Source organism: Streptomyces sp. RLA123, assembly GCF_056270165.1.
In genome coordinates, this window is the sequence record NZ_JBWDOR010000003.1 from 2,179,652 (window position 1) to 2,203,021 (window position 23,370).

At 69.4% G+C, this 23,370-nt stretch carries 12 protein-coding genes; all 12 read right to left on the bottom strand.

The window, feature by feature from the left end; all coding sequences use genetic code 11:
• Positions 1-70 precede the first annotated feature (70 nt).
• Entirely contained in the window at positions 71-1,708 is a 1,638-nt protein-coding gene (locus RV983_RS09855) for a glycosyltransferase family 39 protein (protein ID WP_475985418.1), read from the bottom strand.
• Positions 1,709-1,751: 43 nt separating this feature from the next.
• A complete protein-coding gene (locus RV983_RS09860) occupies positions 1,752-3,287 on the bottom strand; it encodes an amino acid permease (protein WP_475985419.1) in 1,536 nt (511 codons plus the stop codon).
• Positions 3,288-3,424: 137 nt separating this feature from the next.
• Positions 3,425-5,374: a 1-deoxy-D-xylulose-5-phosphate synthase gene (gene dxs, locus RV983_RS09865; RefSeq protein ID WP_475985420.1), complete on the bottom strand. Its 1,950-nt coding sequence runs from the start codon at positions 5,372-5,374 to the stop codon at positions 3,425-3,427.
• Between the two features lie 137 nt (positions 5,375-5,511).
• On the bottom strand, positions 5,512-6,816 hold the full coding sequence (locus RV983_RS09870) for a sugar ABC transporter permease (protein ID WP_475985421.1): 1,305 nt from the start codon (positions 6,814-6,816) through the stop codon (positions 5,512-5,514).
• On the bottom strand, positions 6,813-7,601 hold the full coding sequence (locus RV983_RS09875) for an ATP-binding cassette domain-containing protein (protein WP_319659029.1): 789 nt from the start codon (positions 7,599-7,601) through the stop codon (positions 6,813-6,815). The genes RV983_RS09870 and RV983_RS09875 overlap by 4 nt, the downstream gene beginning before the upstream one ends.
• A gap of 184 nt (positions 7,602-7,785) precedes the next feature.
• On the bottom strand, positions 7,786-8,895 hold the full coding sequence (locus RV983_RS09880; protein ID WP_475985422.1) for a sugar ABC transporter substrate-binding protein: 1,110 nt from the start codon (positions 8,893-8,895) through the stop codon (positions 7,786-7,788).
• Positions 8,896-9,039: 144 nt separating this feature from the next.
• Entirely contained in the window at positions 9,040-10,236 is a 1,197-nt protein-coding gene (locus tag RV983_RS09885; RefSeq protein WP_475985423.1) for an ROK family transcriptional regulator, read from the bottom strand.
• 213 nt (positions 10,237-10,449) lie between these two features.
• A complete protein-coding gene (locus RV983_RS09890) occupies positions 10,450-11,382 on the bottom strand; it encodes a carbohydrate ABC transporter permease (protein ID WP_475985424.1) in 933 nt (310 codons plus the stop codon).
• A gap of 15 nt (positions 11,383-11,397) precedes the next feature.
• On the bottom strand, positions 11,398-12,330 hold the full coding sequence (locus RV983_RS09895; RefSeq protein ID WP_475985425.1) for a carbohydrate ABC transporter permease: 933 nt from the start codon (positions 12,328-12,330) through the stop codon (positions 11,398-11,400).
• Between the two features lie 102 nt (positions 12,331-12,432).
• Entirely contained in the window at positions 12,433-13,821 is a 1,389-nt protein-coding gene (gene ngcE, locus RV983_RS09900) for an N-acetylglucosamine/diacetylchitobiose ABC transporter substrate-binding protein (RefSeq protein ID WP_475990272.1), read from the bottom strand.
• A gap of 265 nt (positions 13,822-14,086) precedes the next feature.
• Complete coding sequence (gene acnA, locus RV983_RS09905; RefSeq protein ID WP_475985426.1) at positions 14,087-16,801, bottom strand: aconitate hydratase AcnA; 2,715 nt, start codon at positions 16,799-16,801, stop codon at positions 14,087-14,089.
• 431 nt (positions 16,802-17,232) lie between these two features.
• Entirely contained in the window at positions 17,233-22,839 is a 5,607-nt protein-coding gene (locus tag RV983_RS09910) for a GH92 family glycosyl hydrolase (protein ID WP_475985427.1), read from the bottom strand.
• Positions 22,840-23,370: the final 531 nt, after the last annotated feature.

The window sequence follows — 23,370 nt, forward strand, 5'->3', positions numbered from 1 at the left end:
CAGCCCCTCCCCCTGCCACGCGCCCCGCGGCCCAGGACGGCGTCAGCCGGGGCGCCTTCCGGTCACGGCCCTAGCCGCGGCCGCGGGGCGCGTAGAGCACCGCACCGTCCACCGTCCCCACCCGGGCGTAGCCGCCCCGCGCGAGGAGGTCGCGGAACGCGGGGACGGCGGCCGCCCCGTACGGGGCACCGCGCGAGTCGTCGACGACCAGGGCGGGGGGTGCCGAGCCGAATTCCTCGCGCAGCACGTCCCACGCGCCGGGGACGGCGTAGCGGGCGCCGACCCGGGCGCCGCCGCGGCCGCCGCTGAAGTTGGTGAGGAAGCCCGCGGTGAGATAGCGGCCGGCGGGGGCGCGGTCGGCGAGCCAGTACTGCTCCGGGTGCATGCCCCACAGCAGGACGGTGTCCTGCGGGCCGCTGCGGGCCCGGACCGCCGCGGCGACCGCTTGGGCGTGATCCAGTTCGGCGCGCGGCGCGACAAGTCCCCAGGCGGTGAAGACGGCCGCCGCCAGCAGCGTCCAGGCCGCGGCGAGACGACGGGCCGGGCCCCGCGAGGGCAGCCGCCGCACCGCGGCGATGCCGACGAGCACCAGCGGGGGCAGCAGCTGCAGGTAGTAGTGGCCGTAGAACTGGAAGCCCGCGACGACCGCGCAGACCGCGCCGGCCAGCCAGACCCACAGGTCCGCGTCGGCGAAGGGCCGCCGCCGCAGTGCCCACCACAGCGCGGGCACCAGCAGACCGGCGCCGGCGGCCAGCAGGATCGCGGCGTTGCCGAGCCCGCGCCCCGCGCCCAGGAGCCACGCGCCCTGCGGTGACATGTAGGTGCTCGAGCCGGTGAGCGTCCAGAAGACGAAGTGCCGCATGCCGGTCGCCGCCGCGACCACCGCGACGGGCAGCACGCATCCCGCCAGCAGGCGCCCCCAGGCGCCGCCCGCACCGGCGGCGTACGTGCCGGGGGTGCCGCCCGCGGCGGCCCCGCGGCCCTGGCGCGGCAGGACGCCGGAGCCGCCCGCCGCGCGCAGCATCATGCCGTCGCCGCGCCCCGCGGCCCAGGACGGCGTCAGCGTGCGCAGCCTCCGGCCCGAGGACGCGTCGGCCCCCCGCCCGGCCCGCCAGAGCGACCATGCGACCGGCAGCAGCACCACGGCCCCGGTCTGCTTGGTGAGGGCCGCCCCGGCGACCGCGAGCCCCGCGAGGCCCCACCGCCGCCGGTCGGCCAGCAGCACGGCCGCGGCGGTCCACGGCAGCGTGAAGACCTCGAAGCTGGCCGCCTGGGTGTCCTCGGGCGCGAGACCGACGGAGAGCAGCACATAAGCCGCGCCGGCCGCCGCGGCCCACCGGTCGCCCCAGCGGCGACGGGCCAGTGCGGCGAGCAGCCCGGCCGTCACGACGTGAGCGGCGACGGCGGCGCAGCGCAGGGGCCACAGCGAGTCGTCGCCGAAGACCGCGAAGGCGCCCTGGTAGAGCCACGGCAGCAAGGGGGGCTTGCGGTCGACGACGGTGTCGTACAGGACGCCGCCGGCGGCCAGCATCCGGGCCTGCGTGGCGAGGAAGCCCTCGTCGGGGTTCCAGACCGGGCGCAGGAAGGACGGCAGGTGCACCAGGGCGGCCAGGACCGTCAGCAGCGGGAGGAGCGGCAGCCAGAACCTGTCGCCCGGGAAGGCCCGTGCCGGCGCGGTGGGTCGGGCGTTCCGGGGACGGCTGGGCACGCGCCCCAAGCTACCCCAACCCGGCCGGCGCCCCCGGCCCGCCTCAGCTCGCCCCTCGGCGGTCCGGCTGCGGCACGCGCAGCCGGCTGTGCCGGTGTCCGTAGGCGAAGTACACGACGAAGCCCACCGCCATCCAGATCGCGAACCGCAGCCAGGTCTCGGCGGGCAGGTTGAGCATCAGCCAGAAGGTCGCCAGCACCGACACCGCCGGCAGCCACGGCACCAGCGGGGTGCGGAAGGACCGCGGCAGGTCGGGGCGTGTGCGGCGCAGCACGACCACACCGATGGCGACGACGATGAACGCGAAGAGCGTGCCGATGTTCACCAGCTCGGCCAGCTCCGAGATGCTCGTGAACCCGGCGACGACCGCGACGACGGCGCCGAGCAGCAGGATCGAGCGGTACGGCGTGCCGGCTTTGGGGTGCACGCGGGAGAAGAAGCGCGGCAGCAGGCCGTCGCGGCTCATCGCGAAGAACACCCGGCTCTGGCCGAGCAGCAGGATCATGCACACGGTCGTCAGGCCGACCGCGGCGCCGAAGCTGATCAGCCCGGCCCAGAAGGGGTGGCCGACCGCCTTGAACGCGTCGGCGAGCGGGGCGTCCAGGGACAGTTCGGTGTACTTCTGCATGCCCGTGACAACGATGGAGACCGCGACGTACAGGACCGTGCAGATGAGCAGCGACCCGAGGATGCCGCGCGGCACGTCCCGCTGGGGGTTGCGGGTCTCCTCGGCTGCCGTGGCGACGATGTCGAAGCCGATGTAGGCGAAGAAGACCACCGCGGCGGCGGTGAAGATGCCCATGACGCCGAACTGCGCCGGCTGGTACCCGGTCATCAACTGGATGAGGGGCGCCCCGAGACCGGCCTCCGTGCCGGTCACCACCTTGGCGGGCGGGACGAACGGCTTGTAGTTGTCGGCGTTGATGAAGAACGCGCCCACGATGATCACGACGAGCACCACGGCGACCTTGACGGCCACGATCACGGAGGTCACGCGGGCCGACAGCTTCATGCCGGCCACCAGGATGCCGGTCAGCACGAGGACCAGCGCGAAGGCCAGCAGGTCGAAATGGAACGCGGTTTCCGTACTGCCGGACAGGGCGGTCGGCAGCTGCCAGCCCCAGTTGTCCATCAACGAGCGGATGTAGCCGGACCAGCCGACCGCCACCACCGCGCATCCCAGCGCGAGTTCCAGCACGAGGTCCCACCCGATGATCCAGGCGGGCAGTTCACCGAGGGTGGCGAAGGAGAAGGTGTACGCGGATCCGGCGACCGGCACGGTGGAGGCGAACTCCGCGTAGCACAGGGCCGCGAGGGCGCACACGATGCCCGAGACGACGAAGGCGAGCGCCACCGAGGGGCCCGCGTTGTCCCGGGCCACCTTGCCGGTGAGCACGAAGATGCCGGTGCCGATGACGACACCCACGCCGAAGACCGTGAGGTCGAGGGCGGAAAGCGACTTCTTGAGGGTGTGCTCGGGTTCCTTCGTGTCCTTGAGGGACTGTTCGACCGATTTCGTCCGGAAGAAACTGTTCTGCCGCTTTCCGGCCGTCTTGTCATCGTTATCGCCCAGAGCCACCGGCGCACCTCCACGGTTGTTCCTGCATCACAACACCCGGGGATGCTTGTGACCGGAACAGGCGCGCCTACACCCGCGCAGATGGGCCGGGCGATCACCCGTAAGGATGGTCGCCCGGCCCATCGGCCGGCGGTCCGTCAGTCGCCGGCAGGCTGCGGAGTGGGCTCGTCGGCGTAACGGCCCTGCAGCCGGGAGACCAGGCCGGTCACCTGGCGGGCGATGTCCGGGGCGGTCAGGCCGATCTCGGCCATGACCTCCTTGCGGCTGGCGTGGTCCAGGAACTGCTGGGGGATGCCGAAGTCCCGCAGCGGAACGTCCACGTTGGCGTCGCGCAGCGCCTGGGCGACCGCGGAGCCGACGCCGCCGGCACGGCCGTTGTCCTCGACGGTCACGACGACGCGGTGGCGGGCGGCCAGGCCCGGCAGCGCCTCGTCGACCGGCTTGACCCAGCGGGGGTCGACGACGGTGGTGGTGATGCCCTGGGCGTCGAGGAGGTCCGCGATCTCCAGGCACATCGGGGCGAGCGCGCCGACCGAGACCAGCAGCACGTCGTGCGCTGGCGCGTCCGCCTCCCCCGCCGGCTCGTCGGTCCTGGGGGTCGCCTCGCGCAGCACGTCCATGCCGCCGACGCGGCCCACGGCCTTGACCGCCGGTCCGACCGCGCCCTTGGAGTAGCGCACCACGGTCGGGGCGTCGTCGACCTCGACGGCCTCGCGCAGCTGGGCGCGGACCTGGTCGGCGTCGCGCGGGGCGGCGATCCGCAGGCCGGGCACGACCTGGAGGAGCGACAGGTCCCACATGCCGTTGTGCGAGGCGCCGTCGGTGCCGGTGATGCCCGCGCGGTCCAGGACGAAGGTGACCCCGCACTTGTGCAGCGCGACGTCCATCAGCACCTGGTCGAAGGCCCGGTTGAGGAACGTCGCGTAGACCGCGACGACCGGGTGCAGGCCACCGGTGGCCAGGCCCGCGGCCGAGACCGCGGCGTGCTGCTCGGCGATGCCCACGTCGTACACGCGGTCCGGGAAGGCCTTGGCGAACTTCTCCAGGCCGACCGGCTGGAGCATCGCGGCCGTGATGGCGACGATGTCCTTGCGCTCCTTGCCGAGCTTGACCATCTCCTCGCCGAACACGGAGGTCCAGTCGGCGCCCGAGGCGGCGATCGGCAGGCCGGTGTCGGGGTGGATCTTGCCGACGGCGTGGAAGCGGTCGGCCTCGTCCTCCAGGGCCGGGGTGTAACCGCGGCCCTTCTCCGTGAGGCAGTGCACGATGACCGGCCCGCCGAAGCGCTTGGCCCGCTGAAGAGCGGACTCCAGGGCGGCGATGTCGTGGCCGTCGATGGGGCCGACGTACTTCAGGCCCAGGTCCTCGAACATGCCCTGGGGGGCGATGAAGTCCTTGAAGCCCTTCTTGGCGCCGTGCAGCGTCTCGTAGAGGGGCTGGCCGATGACCGGCGTGCGCTCGAGCAGTTCCTTGGTGCGGCTCAGGAAGCGCTCGTAGCCGTCGGTGGTGCGCAGCGTGGCCAGGTGGTTGGCCATGCCGCCGATGGTCGGCGCGTAGGAGCGCTCGTTGTCGTTGACGACGATGACCAGCGGGCGGTCCTTGGCGGCGGCGATGTTGTTCAGCGCCTCCCAGGCCATGCCACCGGTCAGCGCGCCGTCACCGATCACGGCGACCGTGTGGTCGCGCTTGCCGAGAAGCTCGTTCGCCTTGGCGAGGCCGTCGGCCCAGCCGAGCACCGTGGAGGCGTGGCTGTTCTCGATGACGTCGTGCTCGGACTCGGCGCGCGACGGGTAGCCGGACAGGCCGCCCTTGCTCTTGAGCTTGGTGAAGTCCTGACGGCCCGTGAGCAGCTTGTGGACATAGCTCTGGTGACCGGTGTCCCAGAGCACCTTGTCCTTGGGCGAGTCGAAGACCCGGTGCAGGGCGAGGGTCAGTTCGACCACGCCCAGGTTCGGGCCCAGATGCCCACCGGTCTTGGAGACCTCGTCGACCAGGAAGGTACGGATCTCGCCTGCCAGCTCCACCAGCTGCTCTGGAGCGAGCCGGTCGAGGTCGCGCGGTCCCTTGATACGGGTCAGCAGCGCCACCCGTGCCTCCTTGATGTCGCTTGCCGGGTTTCCCGAGTGTATGTGGTCGGGTTCCGGGCCTCGCACACACCTGTGCCCGGCGCTGGGAATGATCTTCCCTGCGCCGGGCACGTCACGCCACTGGTGCGTGGTGCGGACTAGCCGCGGCCGGCCGCCTTCTGGCTCCGGCGGGACACCGAGTCGATGACGACAGCCGCGAGCAGGACCGCCGCGGTGATCATGTACTGCAGTGCGGTGTTCATGTTGAGCAGGTCCAGACCGGTCTGGATGGACTGGATGACCAGCATGCCGAGCAGCGCGGACCAGACGGTGCCGCGGCCGCCGAAGAGGCTGGTGCCACCGATGACCGCGGCCGCGATGGCCAGCATCAGGACGTTGCCGCCACCGGCGCCCAGCGTCGCCGTGAAGGTCTGGGCGGCGAAGAACATGCCGCCGAGCGCCGCGAAACCGCCGGCGATCGCGAAGACCGAGATACGGACCAGGGCGACGTTGATACCCGCACGACGCGCCGCCTCGATGCCGCCGCCGACCGCGAAGACCTTGCGGCCGTAGGAGGTGCGGCGGAGCACGAAGTCGGTGATGACCAGGGCCGCCAGGAAGACCACCAGGGCGTTGGGCACACCGCTCGCCTGGTTCAGCACGTACGCGGCGACGAAGGTCACCACGGCGAGGGCGCCGACGCGCAGCGCGATCTCACTGGAGGGCCGGTACGGGACCTCGGCCGCGCGACGGCGGCGCTGGTCGATCAGCGAACCCGCGAGCATGGCCACAGTACCGAGGCCCGCGAGCAGGTAGGCGCCGGCGACGTCCTGGTCCATGAAGAAGGAACGCTGGCCCAGGATGTGCAGCGGGCCGTTGTCCGGGATGGAGAGGCTGCCGCTGTCGCCGAGCAGCTGCAGCATCAGGCCGTTCCAGCCGAGGAAGCCGGCGAGGGTGACGACGAAGGCGGGAACGCCGATCTTCGCGAAGAACCAGCCGTGCAGCGAACCGATGAGGACGCCGGTCAGGATGGTCAGGACCAGGGCGAGCCAGGGGTTCATCCCGTGCTTGGTCACGAAGATGGCGAACAGCGCCGACGCCAGACCGCTGACCGAGCCCACCGACAGGTCGATCTCGCCGAGCAGCAGCACGAAGACCAGGCCGATGGCCAGCATGCCGGTCGCGGCCAGGAAGAAGCCGATGTTGGCCAGGTTGCCCGCGGTGAGGAACTGGCTGGACTGCGTCTGGAAGATGGTCCAGATGATGATCAGGCCGATGATGACCGGGAGCGAGCCCAGTTCACCGCCGCGCACCTTGCGCTTGAACTCCGTGAGGTAGCCCTTGAAGCCTTCCTCACGGACCAGAAGCCGCGGGTCGACGACGGGCACGGCCGCCGAGGACGGGTCCTCGACCGACGCCACCGTCTCGTTCTCCGGCTTGACGGTCTTCGACGTGTCGCTCACTTCGCAACCTCCGTGCGCCGCGCCTGACGGCGGGTCACGGCGTTGTCCGTGGCACCCGTGATGGCGGAGATGATTTCTTCCTGGGACGTGCTCTTGACGTCGAAGACGCCGTTGTTGCGGCCGAGACGCAGCACGGCGACGCGGTCGGCGACGGCCTTGACGTCGACCATGTTGTGGCTGATCAGGATGACGGCGAGGCCGCGCTGGCGCAGCCGCTCGACCAGGTCGAGGACCTGGGCCGTCTGCTCCACGCCGAGGGCGGCGGTGGGCTCGTCGAGGATCACCAGCTTGGGGTCACCGATCAGCGCGCGGGCGATGGCGACGACCTGCCGCTGACCACCCGACAGGGCCGCGATCGGGATGCGGACGCTGGGGATGCGGATCGACAGGGTGCTGAGCAGCTCCCGCGAACGCTTCTCCATCGTGACCTCGTCGATCACACCGGCGCGCCTGAGCTCGCGGCCGAGGTAGAGGTTGGCGACGACGTCCAGGTTGTCGCAGAGCGCGAGATCCTGGTAGACCGTCGCGATGCCCAGACCCTGGGCGTCGTGCGGCCGGTTGATGCTGACCGGCTTGCCTTCCCACTCGATGACGCCCTCATCGATGGGGTGCACACCGGCGATCGTCTTCACCAGGGTTGACTTCCCTGCGCCGTTGTCGCCGACGAGCGCGACGACCTCTCCGGCGTGAACCTCCAGGTCGACATCGGTGAGTGCTTGGACCGCACCGAATCGCTTGGAGGCTCCGCGCAACGCCAGCACGGGCGTAGCGGACACGTGAACCATCTCCTTCGCCGCCTGACCGGCGGGGATGCCGCGCTTCAACAGCGCGGAGTTTTGTGCGAGTTGCACTGCCTTACATGATGACAACAGAGTGTCTGTCCGGTGCCCGCCCCGTCAGCGGGGTCTGTGGACGGGGCGGGCACCGGACAGGTCTGTGCGGCGGCCTCCGTTGGGAGGGCCTGCCGTTTTACTGGATGCCGGCAGCCTTGCAGGCCTTGGCGAACTCGGCGGTGCAGATGTCGGAGGCGCTCCAGAGGCCGTCCTTGATGACCGTGTCCTTCACGTTCGCCTTGGTCACGGAGACCGAAGGCACGAGCTGCGAGGGGACCTTGTCGCCGGAGCCGCTGGTCAGCGTGGTCGTGGCGAGCGAGGCGATGTCCTTGCCCTCGAGCAGGTTGACCGCGAGCTGGGCGGCGGCGTCGGCCTCCGGCTTGAACGGCTTGTAGACCGTGCTGGACTGCGTGCCCGCGACGATGCGCTGGATGCCCGCGAGCTCGGCGTCCTGACCGGTCAGCGGGATGCCGCTGATGCCGGCGCCCTTGAGGGCGGTGGCGATACCGCCGGCCATGCCGTCGTTCGCGGCGTAGACGCCGGCGATCTTCTTGGCACCGAGCTGCGTGATGGCCGCCGTCACCTTCTGGTTGGCGACGGTGTCCTTCCACAGACCGCTCTGCTCGTAGGCAATCTTGACCTTGCCGTCGAGGATCTTGTGGGCGCCCTGCTTGAACAGCGCGGCGTTCGGGTCGGCGTCGTCACCGTTGATCATGACAACGTTGGCCGACGGCGTGGCCTTGGAGCCCAGCGCGTCGAGCAGCGCCTGGCCCTGCTGCTCGCCGACCTTCTCGTTGTCGAACGAGACGTAGGCGGAGACCGGACCCTGGGCGAGACGGTCGTAGGCGACGACCTTGATGCCCTTGTCCACGGCAGCCTGCACGGAGGACTTGATGGCCGCAGCGTCCTGCGAGCTGATCACGATGACCTTGACGCCCTTGGTGATCATGGTGCTCACCTGCTGCGCCTGCTTGGCGGCGTCGCCCGCGGCGTTCGCGTACTGCACGTCGCAGTCCGCGCAAAGCTCCTTGACCTTCGCCTCGAACAGCGGGTGGTCGAACTTGTCGTACCGCGCCGTGACGCTGTCGGGGAGCAGCAGACCGATGGTCTTGGAGCCGCCGCCGGCGCTGCTGCTGCCGCTCGCGTCGCCCTTCTTGTCGTCGCCGGCCTTGCCGCAGGCGGCCACGGAAAGGGCCATCGAAACAGCCGCGGTGCCGATCACGACGCGCCGCATCATTGCGTTCATGTGGGGTTGCCTCCCTGACTGGGCCGCAACACTGCGGCCGAGGTGGACGTGAGTCAACTCGGCCGCAGACTTGGCGTCAAGAAGTTAATACTTAACGAGATGGCAACGGTGCGTTTCGTTATGTAGATGAACGCAGCGTGATCCTCAGGACACGCCCACAATGAGGGGTGCAGAAGCGTCCAAAAGGGACGAGTCGCCAACCTCGCTGAGGGCCAGCGCCAGCGCCCCGAGCACCTCGGCGCGGCCCCCAAGGGCCCCTGAGACGACGGAGAGGCGACGGGCGGCACTGGGGATCGCGTACCGCGCCACAGACTCCCTTATGGGCCCCAGGACCAGCTCACCGGCCTCGGCCAGGTCGCCGCCCAGCACGACGCGGCTGGGGTTGAGGAGGTTGGCCAGACTCGCGACACCCATGCCCACGTGCCGGCCCACGTCGCAGATGACCCGGCGGCAGCCCGGGTCACCCTCGCGGGCCAGTTGCACCATCCGCGCCAGGGTGAGGTCCGGTCCGTGGCTGCCGCGCAGCAACTCCAGCACGTAGCGGGCGGCGGTGAAGGTCTCCAGGCAGCCGCGGTTGCCGCAGCGGCAGACCGGGCCGGACTCGTCCAGTGTGATGTGACCTATCTCGCCCGCGGTGCCCCCCGGGCCCCGGTAGATCCGGCCGTCCATCACCAGGCCGGCGCCGACACCGCTGGCGACCTTGATGTAGGCCAGGTCCTTGACGCCGCGCCCGCTGCCCCAGACCAGTTCGCCCAGCGCGCCGAGATTGGCGTCGTTGTCCACCTGGACGGGCATGCGCAGCCGCTCGGCCAGTTCCTGGCGGGGGTTGAGGCCGCCCCAGCCCGGCAGGATCGCGGTGGAGCCCAGGGTCCCGGTCTCCACGTCGATCGGGCCGGGGACGCCGAGGCCGACCCCGATCACCTTGTCCGCGCCCACGCCGGTCGACGCGATCAGCCGGGTCACCAACTGTTCCGCCCGGTCGAAGCCCTCGGACGCCGAGGTGTCCACGTCGAAGGGCTCGGACTGCTCCGCCAGCACCTGGTGGGCGAGGTTGCCGACGGCGACGCGCAGATGCGAGTGCCCGAAGTCGACACCGACGACGATGCCCGCATCGCCGGACAGGGTGACCGCGCGGGCCCGCCTGCCGCTTGAGGAGGTGGGCGTGACCTGGACCGTCCCGCTCTCCTTCAGTTCACGGACGATGTTGGAGACCGTTGCCGCGGACAGACCTGTCGACCGGGCGATCTCCGCCTGCGTCAGCGACCCCGCCAGGCGGACGGCCCGGACCACTCGCTCCAGGTTGGCCCGGTGCAGCGACGACTGCGACCCCGGAGTCTCCACGACCATCCCACTCCCGACGACCGGACGGGACCGCACCGATGAGACCCCGTCGTCTACAACATGTGAACTCTAACTTGAGCCTTTGGGCCTACTTCCCGTCAAGGGGGAGAACAACACAGCGATCGGAATGCCCCAAAACTCCGGAAGCGGCCCCGTAATGTGACGGGACCGCTTCCGGTTCGGGCGGGTCGGCTGCGTAGCGTGCCGGTCCGGTTACTTCAGGGTGCCGGCGGTCAGACCGGCCTGGACCTGGCGCTGGAAGCTGAGGTAGACCACCAGCACGGGCAGCATGGCGACCGTCATGCCGGCGAACAGCGCCGGGTAGTCGCCGGAGTAGCCCTGCTGCTGGGCGAGGTTCACCAGGCCCTGGGCGAGCATGGAGCGGTCCGGGTCGCTGCTGCTCTGCTGCTGCATGAGGGTCATCGGCAGGATGTACTGGTTCCACTGGCCGAGGACGTTGAAGATCCCGACGCTGATCAGGCCCGGCTTGGCCATGGGCAGCATGACCTGGAAGAACGCCCGGCTGTGCGAGCAGCCGTCGATCATCGCCGCCTCGTGCACCGCCGTCGGCAGGGTCCGGAAGAACGAGTGCATGAAGAAGACCGTGAACGGCAGCGAGTACGCGATGTAGACCAGGATCAGGCCCTGGTAGGTGTTGAGCATGCCCAGGTTGTTGACCATGAAGAACAACGGCACCAGGGCGAGGTACACGGGGAACATCGCGCCCCCGACGAACAGGTAGTAGACGGCCCGGTTGCCCGGGAACTCGTAGCGCGCCAGCACGTAGGCCGTCATCGCGCCGAGCAGCATCGTCAGCGGCACCGAGAAGATCAGCACGATCACGGTGTTGACGAAGAACTCTCCGATGCCCTTCTCCCAGGCCCGGGAGAAGGCGTCGAAGGACCAGTGCGAGGGCCAGGACCAGGCACTCGCGCCGATCTCCGCGTTGTTCTTGAACGAACCGAGGACGATCCAGCCCAGCGGCAGCAGGATCATCACGCCCCACAGCACGAGGAAGCCGTGCGAGAAGACGTTGAGCGTCGCACCGCCCTCGGCGGAGCGCGAGCTGTCCGGCCTCCTGCCGTCGATCACCGGCAGCGGGTTCATGAGGGGGACGGGCGTGGGCTGCTTGATGGGAGTGGCCATCGGGATGCCTCCCGCTCAGAATTCGACGCGTTCGCGGCGGGTGGCCCGCAGCGCGATAGCGGAAAGGATCAAGGTGAGGAAGAGGATGACGACGCCCATGGCACAGGCGTAGCCGCTCTTTCCGAAGGTGAGGAAGTTGCGCATCAGATAGGTCGACATGACCTCACCGTGGTAGTCCGGGCCGCCGCCGAAATTCGATCCCGGGGTGAGGGTGGAGGCCAGCGCGAAGAAGTCCATCGCGGCGATCGCGAGATAGACCCAGGCGGTCTGCACGCTGTCCCACAGCAGCGGGAGCGTCACCTTGAAGAAGGTCTGCACACGTCCCGCGCCGTCCAGCAGGGCGGCCTCGTAGATGTCCTTCGGAATGGACTGCATCGCCGCGGAGAAGAGCACCAGATAGAAGCCCACACCCGCCCAGATCTGCACGCCCAGCAGGCACCACATCACCAGGTTCGGGCTGTTCAGCCACTCGATCGGATTCTGGGCGTCCTCCAGGTGCAGCTTGAGCAGCACGCCGTTCAGCAGGCCCGATCCGTCACTGCGGTAGATCGCCTGGAAGAGCACGATGAGAATGGCGACCGAGAGTACCTGGGGGAAGAAAAAGACCACCTTGTAGAAGGCGGAGCCGCGGACTCCCTGGACGCCGGTCGTGCCGCCGCGGCCGCCGACATTGAGCATGAAGGCGAAGAACAGCGCCAGCAGGATCGTGATCACCGGCAGGAACACCAGGAGCAGCACATTATGCTGCAGCGCCTGCAGGAACACGTGGTCCCTGAAAAGCGTGCTGTAATTCTTCAGACCGACGAAGTTCATCGTCTGGGACTGACCCGACCAGTCCGTCAGCGAATAGCCGAAGGTCTGGAGGTACGGCCAGATCACGAAGACGATGTACAGGACGAGCGGAAAGAAGAGAAACCCCACGATGAAGGGGTACTTGCGGTATCGCATGGCACTGCTCCTGCCATCGGATAGACCATCGCACCGGGGCCCCGGTCCCCCCTCGTCCATGAGGGGGGACCGGGCCCCCGGTGCGCAAGGGCTGGTGGACGGTTAGCCCTTCTTGGCCTTCTCGGCCGCGGCCTTGACCCGCTTGAGCCAGTCGGCCGGCTTGATGCGCTTGGCCATCAGCTCGGCGCTGGCGTTCTGCACGTCCGTGTCGAAGGCGCTCTGCGTGTTGGGGTAGTTGTAGTTGAAGACATTGGTGCCGGCCGCGGTGAGCACCGTCACGGTGGACTTGGTGCCCGGGCGGAGCTCGACGTCGGAGCCGACGCCGTCCTTGAGTACGGTCAGCGAGTTCGCGGTCTGGGCGAACTTGCTGGAACCCTCCTTGGTGAGCATCAGCCGCAGGAACTCCAGGCCGCCGGCCTGGTTCTTGGCCTTCTTCGGGACGATGAAGGGCTCACCGGCACCGGCCCGGATCGCCTCGAAGGGCAGCTTGTCGCCGTCGAGCGAGGGGATCGGCATAAAGGTCATCTCGAAGTCCGAGGGAGTGGCCTTCAGCTGCTCGTTCTCCAGCCACGAACCGCACGGGATGAAGGCGGCCTTGCCCTCGTTCCAGGCGGTCTGCGACTCGATGTGGGTCATGCCGTTGGTGCCCGGCAGCAGGTAGCCCTTGTCCGGGATCTGGTAGACGGCCTCGACGGCCGCCTTGGCGGCCGGCTCGTCCCAGACGGTCGGGTCGAGGCTGTCGATCCGCTTCACCAGGTCGGGACCGCCCTGCTTGGCGATCAGGTCCATGACCACGATGTTGATGTAGTACGGGTACTTGCCCTGGTGGCAGAAGGGGGCGATCCCGGCCTTCTTGATCTCCGCGCACAGCGACATGAAGTCGGCCCAGGTCTTCGGCGCGGTCCAGCCCTTCTCCTTGAAGAGCTTGCCGGAGTACCACAGGCCCCACACGGTGTAGATGTAGGACAGCTGGTACATCTTGCCGTCGTCAAAGGTGCCGGTCTCGATGGTGCCCGGCTGCAGGACGTCGCGGATCTTCTTGCTCGGGTCGTCGATGTACGCGGCGTCGAGAAGCGGGGTGAGGTCGGTGAGCTGGCCGCTCTTGTAGAGGACGTCCAGCTTGATCTGCGCGGCGCCGGAGTCGTCCACGACGTCCGGCGGGGTGCCGGCGTTGAAGCGGGGCTGGAGCTTGCCGGTGATCTCCTGGGTGCCCAGGTGGCTGACCTTCGCCCCGGAGAACTTCTTCTGGTAGAGCTTCTCGAACTGCTTGGCGTAGTCGTCGCCGTAGCCGCCCTTGAAGATCACGACATCGAGTGCGGCGTCGTTGGCCACGCCGAACGGGTTGTCCTTGGACTTCTCCCCCTTCTCGGGGGCATTGCTGCCGCCACCGCTGGACGCGCACGCGCTCAGCAGTCCCGCGGACGGGGCGGCCAGCAGGCTCACAGCCGCTGCCCGCTTGATCAGATCACGCCGGTTGACGTCGGATCCCATGCTCAAGTCCTCACCTTCTCCAGGACCCAGGCAGTGCGGAGTTGTTTCCATGCACGGGCCACACACCCGCCGTTCCCCCCGCGCGAGCCCGTGTTGGCGGGCCCCCTGGACGGGCACAGGTATAGTCCACTTCCCGCGACGTGGGCAAGGTCATACGCGCGTTTGGCAGACAGCTTTCCCTAGTTGAGACCTCGCGGTAACGCGAGTGGGCCCGCATCCCGTGCCGGGATGCGGGCCCACTGTGGCCTTGCGCGCGCCTTGATCCTTACTTACGGATCAGCGAACGCAGGACGTACTGCATGATGCCGCCGTTGCGGTAGTAGTCCGCCTCGCCGGGGGTGTCGATCCGGACCACGGCGTCGAACTCCACGCCGGTGTCGGTGCTGACCTTCACGGTGCGCGGCGTGGTGCCCTCGTTGAGCTCGGTGACACCGGTGAAGGAGAAGGTCTCCTCACCGGTCAGGCCCAGCGAGGCCGCCGTGGCGCCCTCGGGGAACTGCAACGGCAGAACGCCCATGCCGATCAGGTTCGAGCGGTGGATGCGCTCGTAGGACTCGGCGATGACGGCCTTGACGCCGAGCAGCGCGGTGCCCTTGGCCGCCCAGTCGCGGGAGGAGCCGGAGCCGTACTCCTTGCCCGCCAGGATGACCAGCGGGGTGCCGGCCGCCTGGTAGTTCTGCGACGCGTCGTAGATGAAGGCGACCGGTCCGCCGTCCTGGGTGAAGTCGCGGGTGTAGCCGCCCTCGGTGCCCGGCGCGATCTGGTTGCGCAGGCGGATGTTGGCGAAGGTGCCGCGGATCATGACCTCGTGGTTGCCGCGGCGGGAGCCGTAGGAGTTGAAGTCACGGCGCTCCACACCGTGCCCGGTGAGGTACTTGCCCGCCGGGGTGTCGGCCTTGATCGCGCCGGCCGGGGAGATGTGGTCGGTGGTGACCGAGTCGCCCAGCTTGGCCAGCACACGGGCACCGGCGATGTCGGTGACCGGGTCCGGCTCGTGCTTCATGCCCTCGAAGTACGGGGGCTTGCGGACGTAGGTCGACTGCGGGTCCCACTCGAAGGTGTTGCCGGTCGGGATCGGCAGCGACTGCCACTGGGCGTCGCCGGCGAACACGTCCTGGTAGGAGGCGCTGAACATGTCCTGGCCGATCGCGGAGGCGACGACCTCGTTGACCTCCTGCTCGGACGGCCAGATGTCCTGCAGGTACACCGGCTTGCCCTCGGTGTCCGTGCCGATCGCGTCCTTGGTGATGTCCACCTTCATGGAGCCGGCGATGGCGTACGCGACGACCAGCGGCGGGGACGCGAGGTAGTTCATCTTGACGTCCGGGTTGATCCGGCCCTCGAAGTTGCGGTTGCCGGAGAGCACCGAAGTGACCGCCAGGTCGTGCTCGTTGACGGCCTTGGAGACCTCGTCCGGCAGCGGGCCGGAGTTGCCGATGCAGGTGGTGCAGCCGTAACCGACGAGGTTGAAGCCCATCTTGTCGAGGTACGGGGTGAGGCCTGCGCGGTCGTAGTAGTCCATGACGACCTTGGAGCCCGGGGCCAGCGTGGTCTTGACCCACGGCTTGCGGCTCAGGCCCTTCTCGACCGCCTTCTTGGCCACCAGGGCGGCGGCGACCATGACGTACGGGTTCGAGGTGTTGGTGCAGGACGTGATCGCGGCGACGGTGACGGCGCCGTGGTCGATCTCGTACGTGGACCCGTCAGGGGCCGTGACCAGGGTCGGACGGGACGGCACGCCGTTGACGGCGGCCGGGGCGTCCGAGGCCGGGAAGGACTCCTTGCCCGCCTCGTCCGCGGTGTCCACGTAGTTGCGGACGTCGCTCTTGAACTGCTCGGCGGCGCTCGCCAGGACGATGCGGTCCTGCGGGCGCTTCGGGCCGGCGATGGAGGGTACGACCGTGGAGAGGTCGAGTTCCAGCTTCTCGGAGAAGTCGGGCTCGGCGGCCGGGTCCAGCCACAGACCCTGCTCCTTGGCGTACGCCTCGACGAGGGCGAGCTGCTGCTCCGAACGGCCGGTCAGCTTCAGGTAGTTAATGGTTTCCACATCGATCGGGAAGATCGCCGCCGTGGAGCCGAACTCCGGCGACATGTTGCCGATCGTGGCGCGGTTGGCGAGCGAGGTGGCGGAGACGCCCTCGCCGTAGAACTCGACGAACTTGCCGACGACACCGTGCTTGCGCAGCATCTCGGTGATGGTCAGCACCAGGTCGGTGGCGGTGGTGCCGGTGGGCAGCTCGCCGGTCAGCTTGAAGCCCACGACACGCGGGATCAGCATGGAGACCGGCTGGCCGAGCATCGCGGCCTCGGCCTCGATGCCGCCGACGCCCCAGCCCAGCACGCCGAGGCCGTTGACCATGGTGGTGTGCGAGTCGGTGCCGACCAGGGTGTCCGGGTAGGCCTGGCCGCCCCGGACCATGATCGTGCGGGCCAGGTGCTCGATGTTCACCTGGTGGACGATGCCGGTGCCCGGCGGGACGACCTTGAACTCGTCGAACGCGGTCTGGCCCCAGCGCAGGAACTGGTAGCGCTCCTTGTTCCGGCCGTACTCCAGCTCCACGTTCTGCGCGAACGCGTCCTGGGTGCCGAACTTGTCGGCGATCACGGAGTGGTCGATGACCAGCTCGGCGGGCGCCAGCGGGTTGATGCGGGACGGGTCGCCGCCCAGTTCCTTGACGGCCTCACGCATGGTGGCGAGGTCGACCACGCACGGCACACCCGTGAAGTCCTGCATGATCACACGGGCCGGCGTGAACTGGATCTCCTGGCTCGGCTGCGCCTGGGAGTCCCAGCCGCCGAGCGCGCGGATGTGGGCGGCGGTGATGTTCGCGCCGTCCTCTGTGCGGAGCAGGTTCTCCAGCAGCACCTTCAGGCTGTAAGGGAGGCGCGCGGAGCCCTCGACCTTGTCCAGCCGGAAGATCTCGTACGACTCGTCGCCCACTTGCAGGGTGCTGCGGGCGTCGAAGCTGTTCGCCGACACGACAGTCTCCTTCGTAACTTTGCGCGTACCACCGCATGCTGCCGCTTCGGCCCCTGGCCGATCCGCTAAGGCAAGACTTAGTTAGGATTGCCTTACCTGTGGCGGCAGCGGTGCGCCTCGGCAGATATCTCGATGTCGAGATAACTCTAGTACATCGCCGCTGCGCGGTCATGCGCTGGGCCGACCCGGAACCGTCGCGGACGGGGCCGCCGTGCCGCCTGCCGGGCCCGTCCCCGGTCGCCGCGGCCCCTGGAGGACCGCAGCCCGCCGCGGACGGCGCCCCGGGCCCGCCCCGGCCTCCCGGGCCCGGGAGGGGCCCGCAGGCGCCTGGGGCGCCCGTCAGGCCGCGCCGCGGGGGCACTGCGCAAAAGCGCCGGTGGGCGGGGCCGTGGTGACGGCCCCGCCCACCGGCGGTCTCACTGCTGTTCGGCTCAGCTCGGGTCGGTGACCTCGAAGCGCAGCCGGACATGGGTCGCCGACTCGGCGCCGGCGAGCGTGACGCCGGTCGTCCCCGGCTTGGCCGTCCCCGGAACGCTGATCGTCGCGCCGAAGATCACGCCGTCACCGTTCGCGTGCACGGTGATCGAGGACAGGCCGTCACCGAAGCCGATGCTGACGGCCTCGTTGGGTGCGAACCCGGAGGCGTTGACGGTGATCGCCGTGGCCCGCGGTCCCGAGGCGGTCGACAGCAGCACCTCGGGCCGGTACACCCGCGCCACCGCCTCGTCCGTCACCTTGACGGTGGCCGTCGCCGGCGTCCGCGAGGACGTACCGGCGGCGGTGAGGGAGTAGCGCCCGGGCTCGGCGTCGTCGGACGCCTCGATCGACGCGTGCACCGCACCCGTCTTGGAGGCCGCGACCGTCACCGTGCGCGCCGGGCTGGTGCCCAGCTTGACGGTCACGCGCTCACCGGCGGCGAACCCGCTGCCGTCGACGGTGATCGGGTCACCGGCCAGGACGCCGGAGGACGCGGAGATCGACGGCTGGAGATCCGTCTTCCCCACGGTCACGGTGAAGGTGCTGGTGGCACTGGACCGCGAGTCCCACGCCGTCACGTGCACCGTGTAGGTGCCCGCCTGCACATAGGTGTGCTCCCCGCTGATCGCGCCGGAGGCGTCGACCGCGGCGTCGACGGGAACCGTGCCGTCACCCCACTGGACGCGGGCCTGGTAGCCCGTCCCACCCGGGACACCGCCGGTCACCGAACCGAGGTCCGCCGAGAAGGCGTCGCCCGCGGTGGCCGTCTGGTCCTTGGGGGCCGTGGTCACCACCTCCGTGCCGTCGTGGGCGATGGCGAACACGTGGATCCGGCCCGCGGAACCGGCGTCGCCGGTCTGCTTCGGCAGGGTCACCGAGACGAGCGTCTTGCCCGCCGGGATCTGGTACGGCGTGGTGGCGAACAGGAACGGCTGGCCGCCGTCCCGGCCCGTGCCGAGCAGCCGGTACCCGGCCTTGGCGACGACGATGTTGCCGAAGGCCGGCGTACCGTCGGGCTTGCCGCCCAGTGTCCAGTCGCTCAGCTGGACAGGGACGGCGGCGGTGCTGCCGTCGCTGAACGTCGCCGTGGCGGTGGTGTCCTGGTTTGCCTGCGTGCCGACGCCGATGAAGGAGATGCTCTTCGCGTCGTCCGGCAGACCCAGCTCGATGGTGCTGCCGTTGCCGGTCGCGTTGTCAGGCCGGCCCGCCGGCGTCACGGGCAGCGTGAAGCGCAGCCCGGTGCCGGGTACGCCGTGCTCCTGGCCCTGGGTCACACCGGCCGTCTGGAGGGCCGAGCGCGAGTACGCCCAGGACTTGCTGTCGCAGTTCGCGGCGAGGACGCCCTCGTCGCCGATGCACACGCTGTCGAACGCCGCGGTCAGACCGGTACTCGGCGCGTACGCCACGTCCACCGCGACCGTTCCGGCGCCCTGGACGCTGCCGTCGGTCACCGTCACGCCGACCTGGTAGTAACCGGGCTTGGCGTAGGTGTGCGAGCCGCTGACGCTGTACACGCCCCGCGAGCTCAGGGCCACGGTGCCGGTGGTGACGGGCGAGCCGTCACCCCAGTCGACCGTCGCCTGGTACCCGCTCGCGGTGCCGCCGGTGACGGTGGCCAGCGTCGCCGAGACCGGAAGGCCGGAGGCCGCGCGCACGCCGCTGGTCGCGGCCGTGACCTCGAGGTCGCCGCCGCCGATCTGGACGTCGCCGCCCGCGAGCAGCTCGACCTCGGCGAGGTTGGTCTGCGCCGCGCCGGCGGTCTCCTTCACGACCAGGCGGAACCGGGTGAACTTCCCCGGGTTGCCGATCTTGAACGCCCGGGTCTGGTTGCGCGAGGGGAACACCTCGCGGTGGCGGGAGTCCAAAGTGGTCCAGGTGATCCCGTCGTTGGAGGCCTGGAACTTCCAGTCCGCCGGGTCGCCCTGGCTCGCCCCCGAGGTGAGCGTGTAGTACGACGGCGTCTGCCCGCCGCCGCGGAAGACCCAGTCGATCTGGGGCTCGTCGGTGGCGAAGGTCATCTGCGTGGTCGACGAGTCGTCGAACAGCTTCGACGCGTCCTGGCCGTCACTCGTGGTCGCGGTGCCGAGGCCCGGACCCGTGGTGTCCTGGAACGGCTTGGGCACGTCCGTGCCCTGCGTCAGCGACGGCGGGGCGTCGTTCTTGCCGGTGCCCCAGGACGACGGGCTCGACCCCATCTGGAAGTCGATCGTGCCGCCGTTCGCGAGCACGGAGGAGTCGATGGACACCCCGCGCTGCGACTTCCCGTTGACCTTCACGCTCTGCACGTAGACGTTCTTCGTGCTGTTGCCCGCCGCGTTGACAACGATGTCGCCACTCTCGCGGTGGACCGTCATCCCGGTGAACTGCGGCGAGCCGATGGCCCAGTTGGAGGAGCCGGCCTGGAGCGGGTAGAGGCCCAGCGAGCTGAGGACGTACCACGACGACATCTCGCCGTTGTCCTCGTCGCCCGGGTAGCCCTGGCCGATCTCGTCACCGACGTACACGCGCTGGAGGATCTCGCGCACGATCGCCTGCGTCTTGGACGGCGCACCGGTGTAGTCGTACATGTACGGGATGTGGTGCGACGGCTGGTTGCTCATGCCGAGCTGGCCCAGACGGACCGCCTGCGCCTCCCGCATCTCGTGGATGATGCCGCCGTAGCCGCCCGGGTGGTCGGCGTTCTCCGGGGTGGCGAAGAACTGGTCGAGCTTCTGCTCCAGTTGCTTCGGGCCCCCGTACAGGTTCGCCAGTCCCTGGCCGTCCTGCTGCGCGGTGAACGCGAAGTTCCAGCCGTTGGTCTCGGTGTAGGCGTTGCCCCAGTCCAGCGGGTCGGCGGTGAGGAAGTTGCCCTTGGCGTCACGGCCCTCGAAGAGCCCGGACTTGCTGTCGAAGAGGTTCACGTAGTTGCGGGCGCGCTCCAGGAAGTAGTCCGACTCCTCCTTGATGCGCTTGCGGTCGTCCTTGGGCACGGAGGTGTCCTTGGCCAGGGCCGCACCCATGTTGCCGATGCCGTAGTCGTTGATGAAGCCTTCCAGCGCCCACGACACCGACTCGGGGGTGGAGGTTGTTGTCCAGCCGAGGAACAGGCCGTTCTCGATGCCCTTGCGGCCGACCTCGCCACGTCCCGACGCGACGGTCGCGTCCTTGACCGCGGCGTTGTAGGCGGCCAGCGGGTCGGGCACCTTGACGCCGTTGAGGTAGGCCTCGGCCAGCGCGACGTTCGAGCTGGTGCCGGTCATCAGGTCGGCGTAGCCGGGCGACGACCAGCGGGCTATCCATCCGCCGTCGCGGTACTGCTGGACGAAGCCGTCGGAGATCTTGGCCGCGACGTCCGGGTACAGCAGCGAGTACGCGGGCCACACCGTGCGGTAGGTGTCCCAGAACCCGTTGTTGACGTAGATCTGGCCGTCGACGAGCTTCGCGCCGGTCTGCGTGGCGGTGGAGGTGCCGGTCGGCGCCGACACCGGGCTCGCGTACTGCCAGTGCGGCGCGGCGGCGGTGCCGGTGTTCTCCGACTGCGAGTTCGGGTACAGGTTCAGCCGGTAGAGGTTCGAGTACAGCGTGACCATCTGCGTCTCGGTCGCGCCCTTGACGTCGATCCGGCCGAGCCGGTCGTTCCACGCAGCGGTGGCGGCGTCGTGGATCTCGTCGAAGCTCTTGCCGGTGACCTCGAGGCCGAGGTTCTTGCGCGCCTGGTCGACCGAGATGAACGAGGTCGCGATCCGCAGCGTCACCTGCCGGCTCGCGGAGGTGTCGAAGGTCGCGGACGTCGCGGAGGTCGCCGTCGGCGCCCGGTCGAAGGCACCCGACACGAACATCCGGCTCCGGCCGGCCGACAGCCCGCTGCCGTTGTCCACCCAGCCGGTGAAGGTGCCGTCCGTGCCGATGCTGAACGTGCCGTTGTAGAAGACGAGGCTTCCGGTGTTCCCGCCGGACGGGAAGCCGAACTGCATGATGCCACCGTGGTCGGTGGGCGACATCTGCGCGGTCAGCCCGCTCTGCGTGGTGACCCGGTACAGGTCCGGCCGCGCGGTCTCGTCGCTGTGGCTGAAGGCGAGCGCACGGGAGCCGGGCGCTCCGGTGAGCGAACCGCCGGCCGCCACCGGCATGACCGACATCTGGTTGCGGTCACCCATCCACGGGCTGGGCTCGTGCGAGATCGCCAGTCCCTGCAGCGTCGGCAGGTTCGCCGCGTTGTTGCCCTGCTGGTAGTCGTACTCCCAGGAGTTGGACGTGGCGTTGGTGACCGGTGTGAAGAAGTTGAAGCCGTTCGGCACCGCCGAGATCGGCAGGTTGTTGCCGCGCGAGAACGCACTCGACGCGTTGGTCCCGCGGCGGGTGTCGACGTAGTTCGTCCGGCTGGAGCCGTCGATCGCCGCCGGCGTGCCCGTCACGGCGACGTCGTCGAGCCAGCCCTGGAAGCGGGTCGCGGCGGTCGCCTTGGGGTCGTCGTAGGCGAGCAGGACGCGGTCGATCGTCTTGCCGTTCGCGACCGCGCCGATGTCGGACTGCACCGCGTTCCACTGGTCCGCGTACAGCACCTTCGACTCGCCCTGACCGGCGGCCGTGAGCGCGTAGCCGTGCTGGTCCACGGGGGACAGCCCGCTCAGGTACGTGCCGTCGGTGAAGTGCAGGTCGACGGCGGCGTAGGTGGACGGGTACTGGGTGTCCTTGGCGGTGTACTCGGGGAAGATCTTGTACGACAGCCGAGTCTGCGGCCCGACCGGGATGTTGACGTCGAACAGCTTGTCCGTCGCGTAGGAGCGGCCGTCGGTCCGGGCGCCGCCCGAGTACCGCAGCGAGGCCGCACCGGTGAATCCGGCGCCCGACTTGATGTTGAAGCCGCTGACCGGGCCGGGGCCGGCGACGCCGACCATCGGGGTGGCCGGGGGCAGGGTGTTCGAGGCCTCGGCGATGTTCCAGTCGGCGAGCTGGACGATCGTGTCACCGGAGTTCGCGGTGACGTTCAGCCGGTAGTACCCGTAGGCGGTCGTGTTGGTGAAGCTGTACGTGTTGGTGGCGAACCGCCCGCTGAAGGTCACGCCGGTCCTGGTGTCCAGGTCCGTCCACGAGTTGCCGTCGTTGGACCCCTGCACGGTGAAGTTCTTGGGGTCGCGGGTCGGTGCGTCGTTCGCGGAGGTCAGCGAGTACTTCGCCACCGCCGCGGGCTTGGCCAGCCGGTAGGTCACCCAGCCGGTCTTGTCGAACGCCAGCCACTTGGTCGACGGATTGGCGTCCTTGACGTTCGAGGCGACCTCGCCCGGCGCGTTCTCCTTACTGGCGGTCACCTCGCTGACCTGGTCCAGCAGGCTGTCGGGCAACCCGGTGGAGTTGGCGCCGCTCAGGTTCCCCTGGACCGGCTTGCCGCTGCCGTCGATCTCGACGGTGCTCGCGGCGGGCTGCGGGTCGGCCGACTCGAACGAGGAGCTGAAGTTGCCGGCAGGGGCCGCGGCGCTCGCGACGGGAGCGACGGCGAACACCCCCACGGGCAGCGACAGCGCCGCGGCCGCGCTGACCCATCTTCGCAGGGACAGATGGCGTGCGGAGGAGGAAGGTGACACGGGGAGACCTTTCGTCATTGGAGGCCGTGTGCATCACGTCGGGGCGAGGAACCTGGCCGTCGCGGCCGATCGGCCGCAACGGGTCGCGAGCACCCCTGACGGGCACTCGGCGGGCAGGCCGCAGGCGGTTCCTCAGCGAGGGGAGGTGCCGGGAGAAGTGCCGTCGGGCGGCGGCGGGCGCAGCGCGGATTCGGGCAAGTCTGGGCGTATGCCTTGGACCATGCGAAAGCTCCATACGGGGATGGTGGACTCGTGGAAGGGCACACCCGGCGGTAGATCGCGGTTAGCCTCCGCCTTAACAGACAACGTTGTCAAGAGTGATGGCGTAACCCTCTCGAAATAGCGCGTTCTCATTCCCGCTTCACCCGGCGTCACCAGGCGGACGACGCGGCGCCCACCCGCTGCGCACACGCACCCGTGGTCGCTGATCAGGTACTTCGCGACCACATGCGACACACGGAGAGCTGCCCTCCCGCCAGGAGGCCGCCGTCGGCGCGGAGTTGCCCGCCGTGCCGCCCGAACGCCGGGACC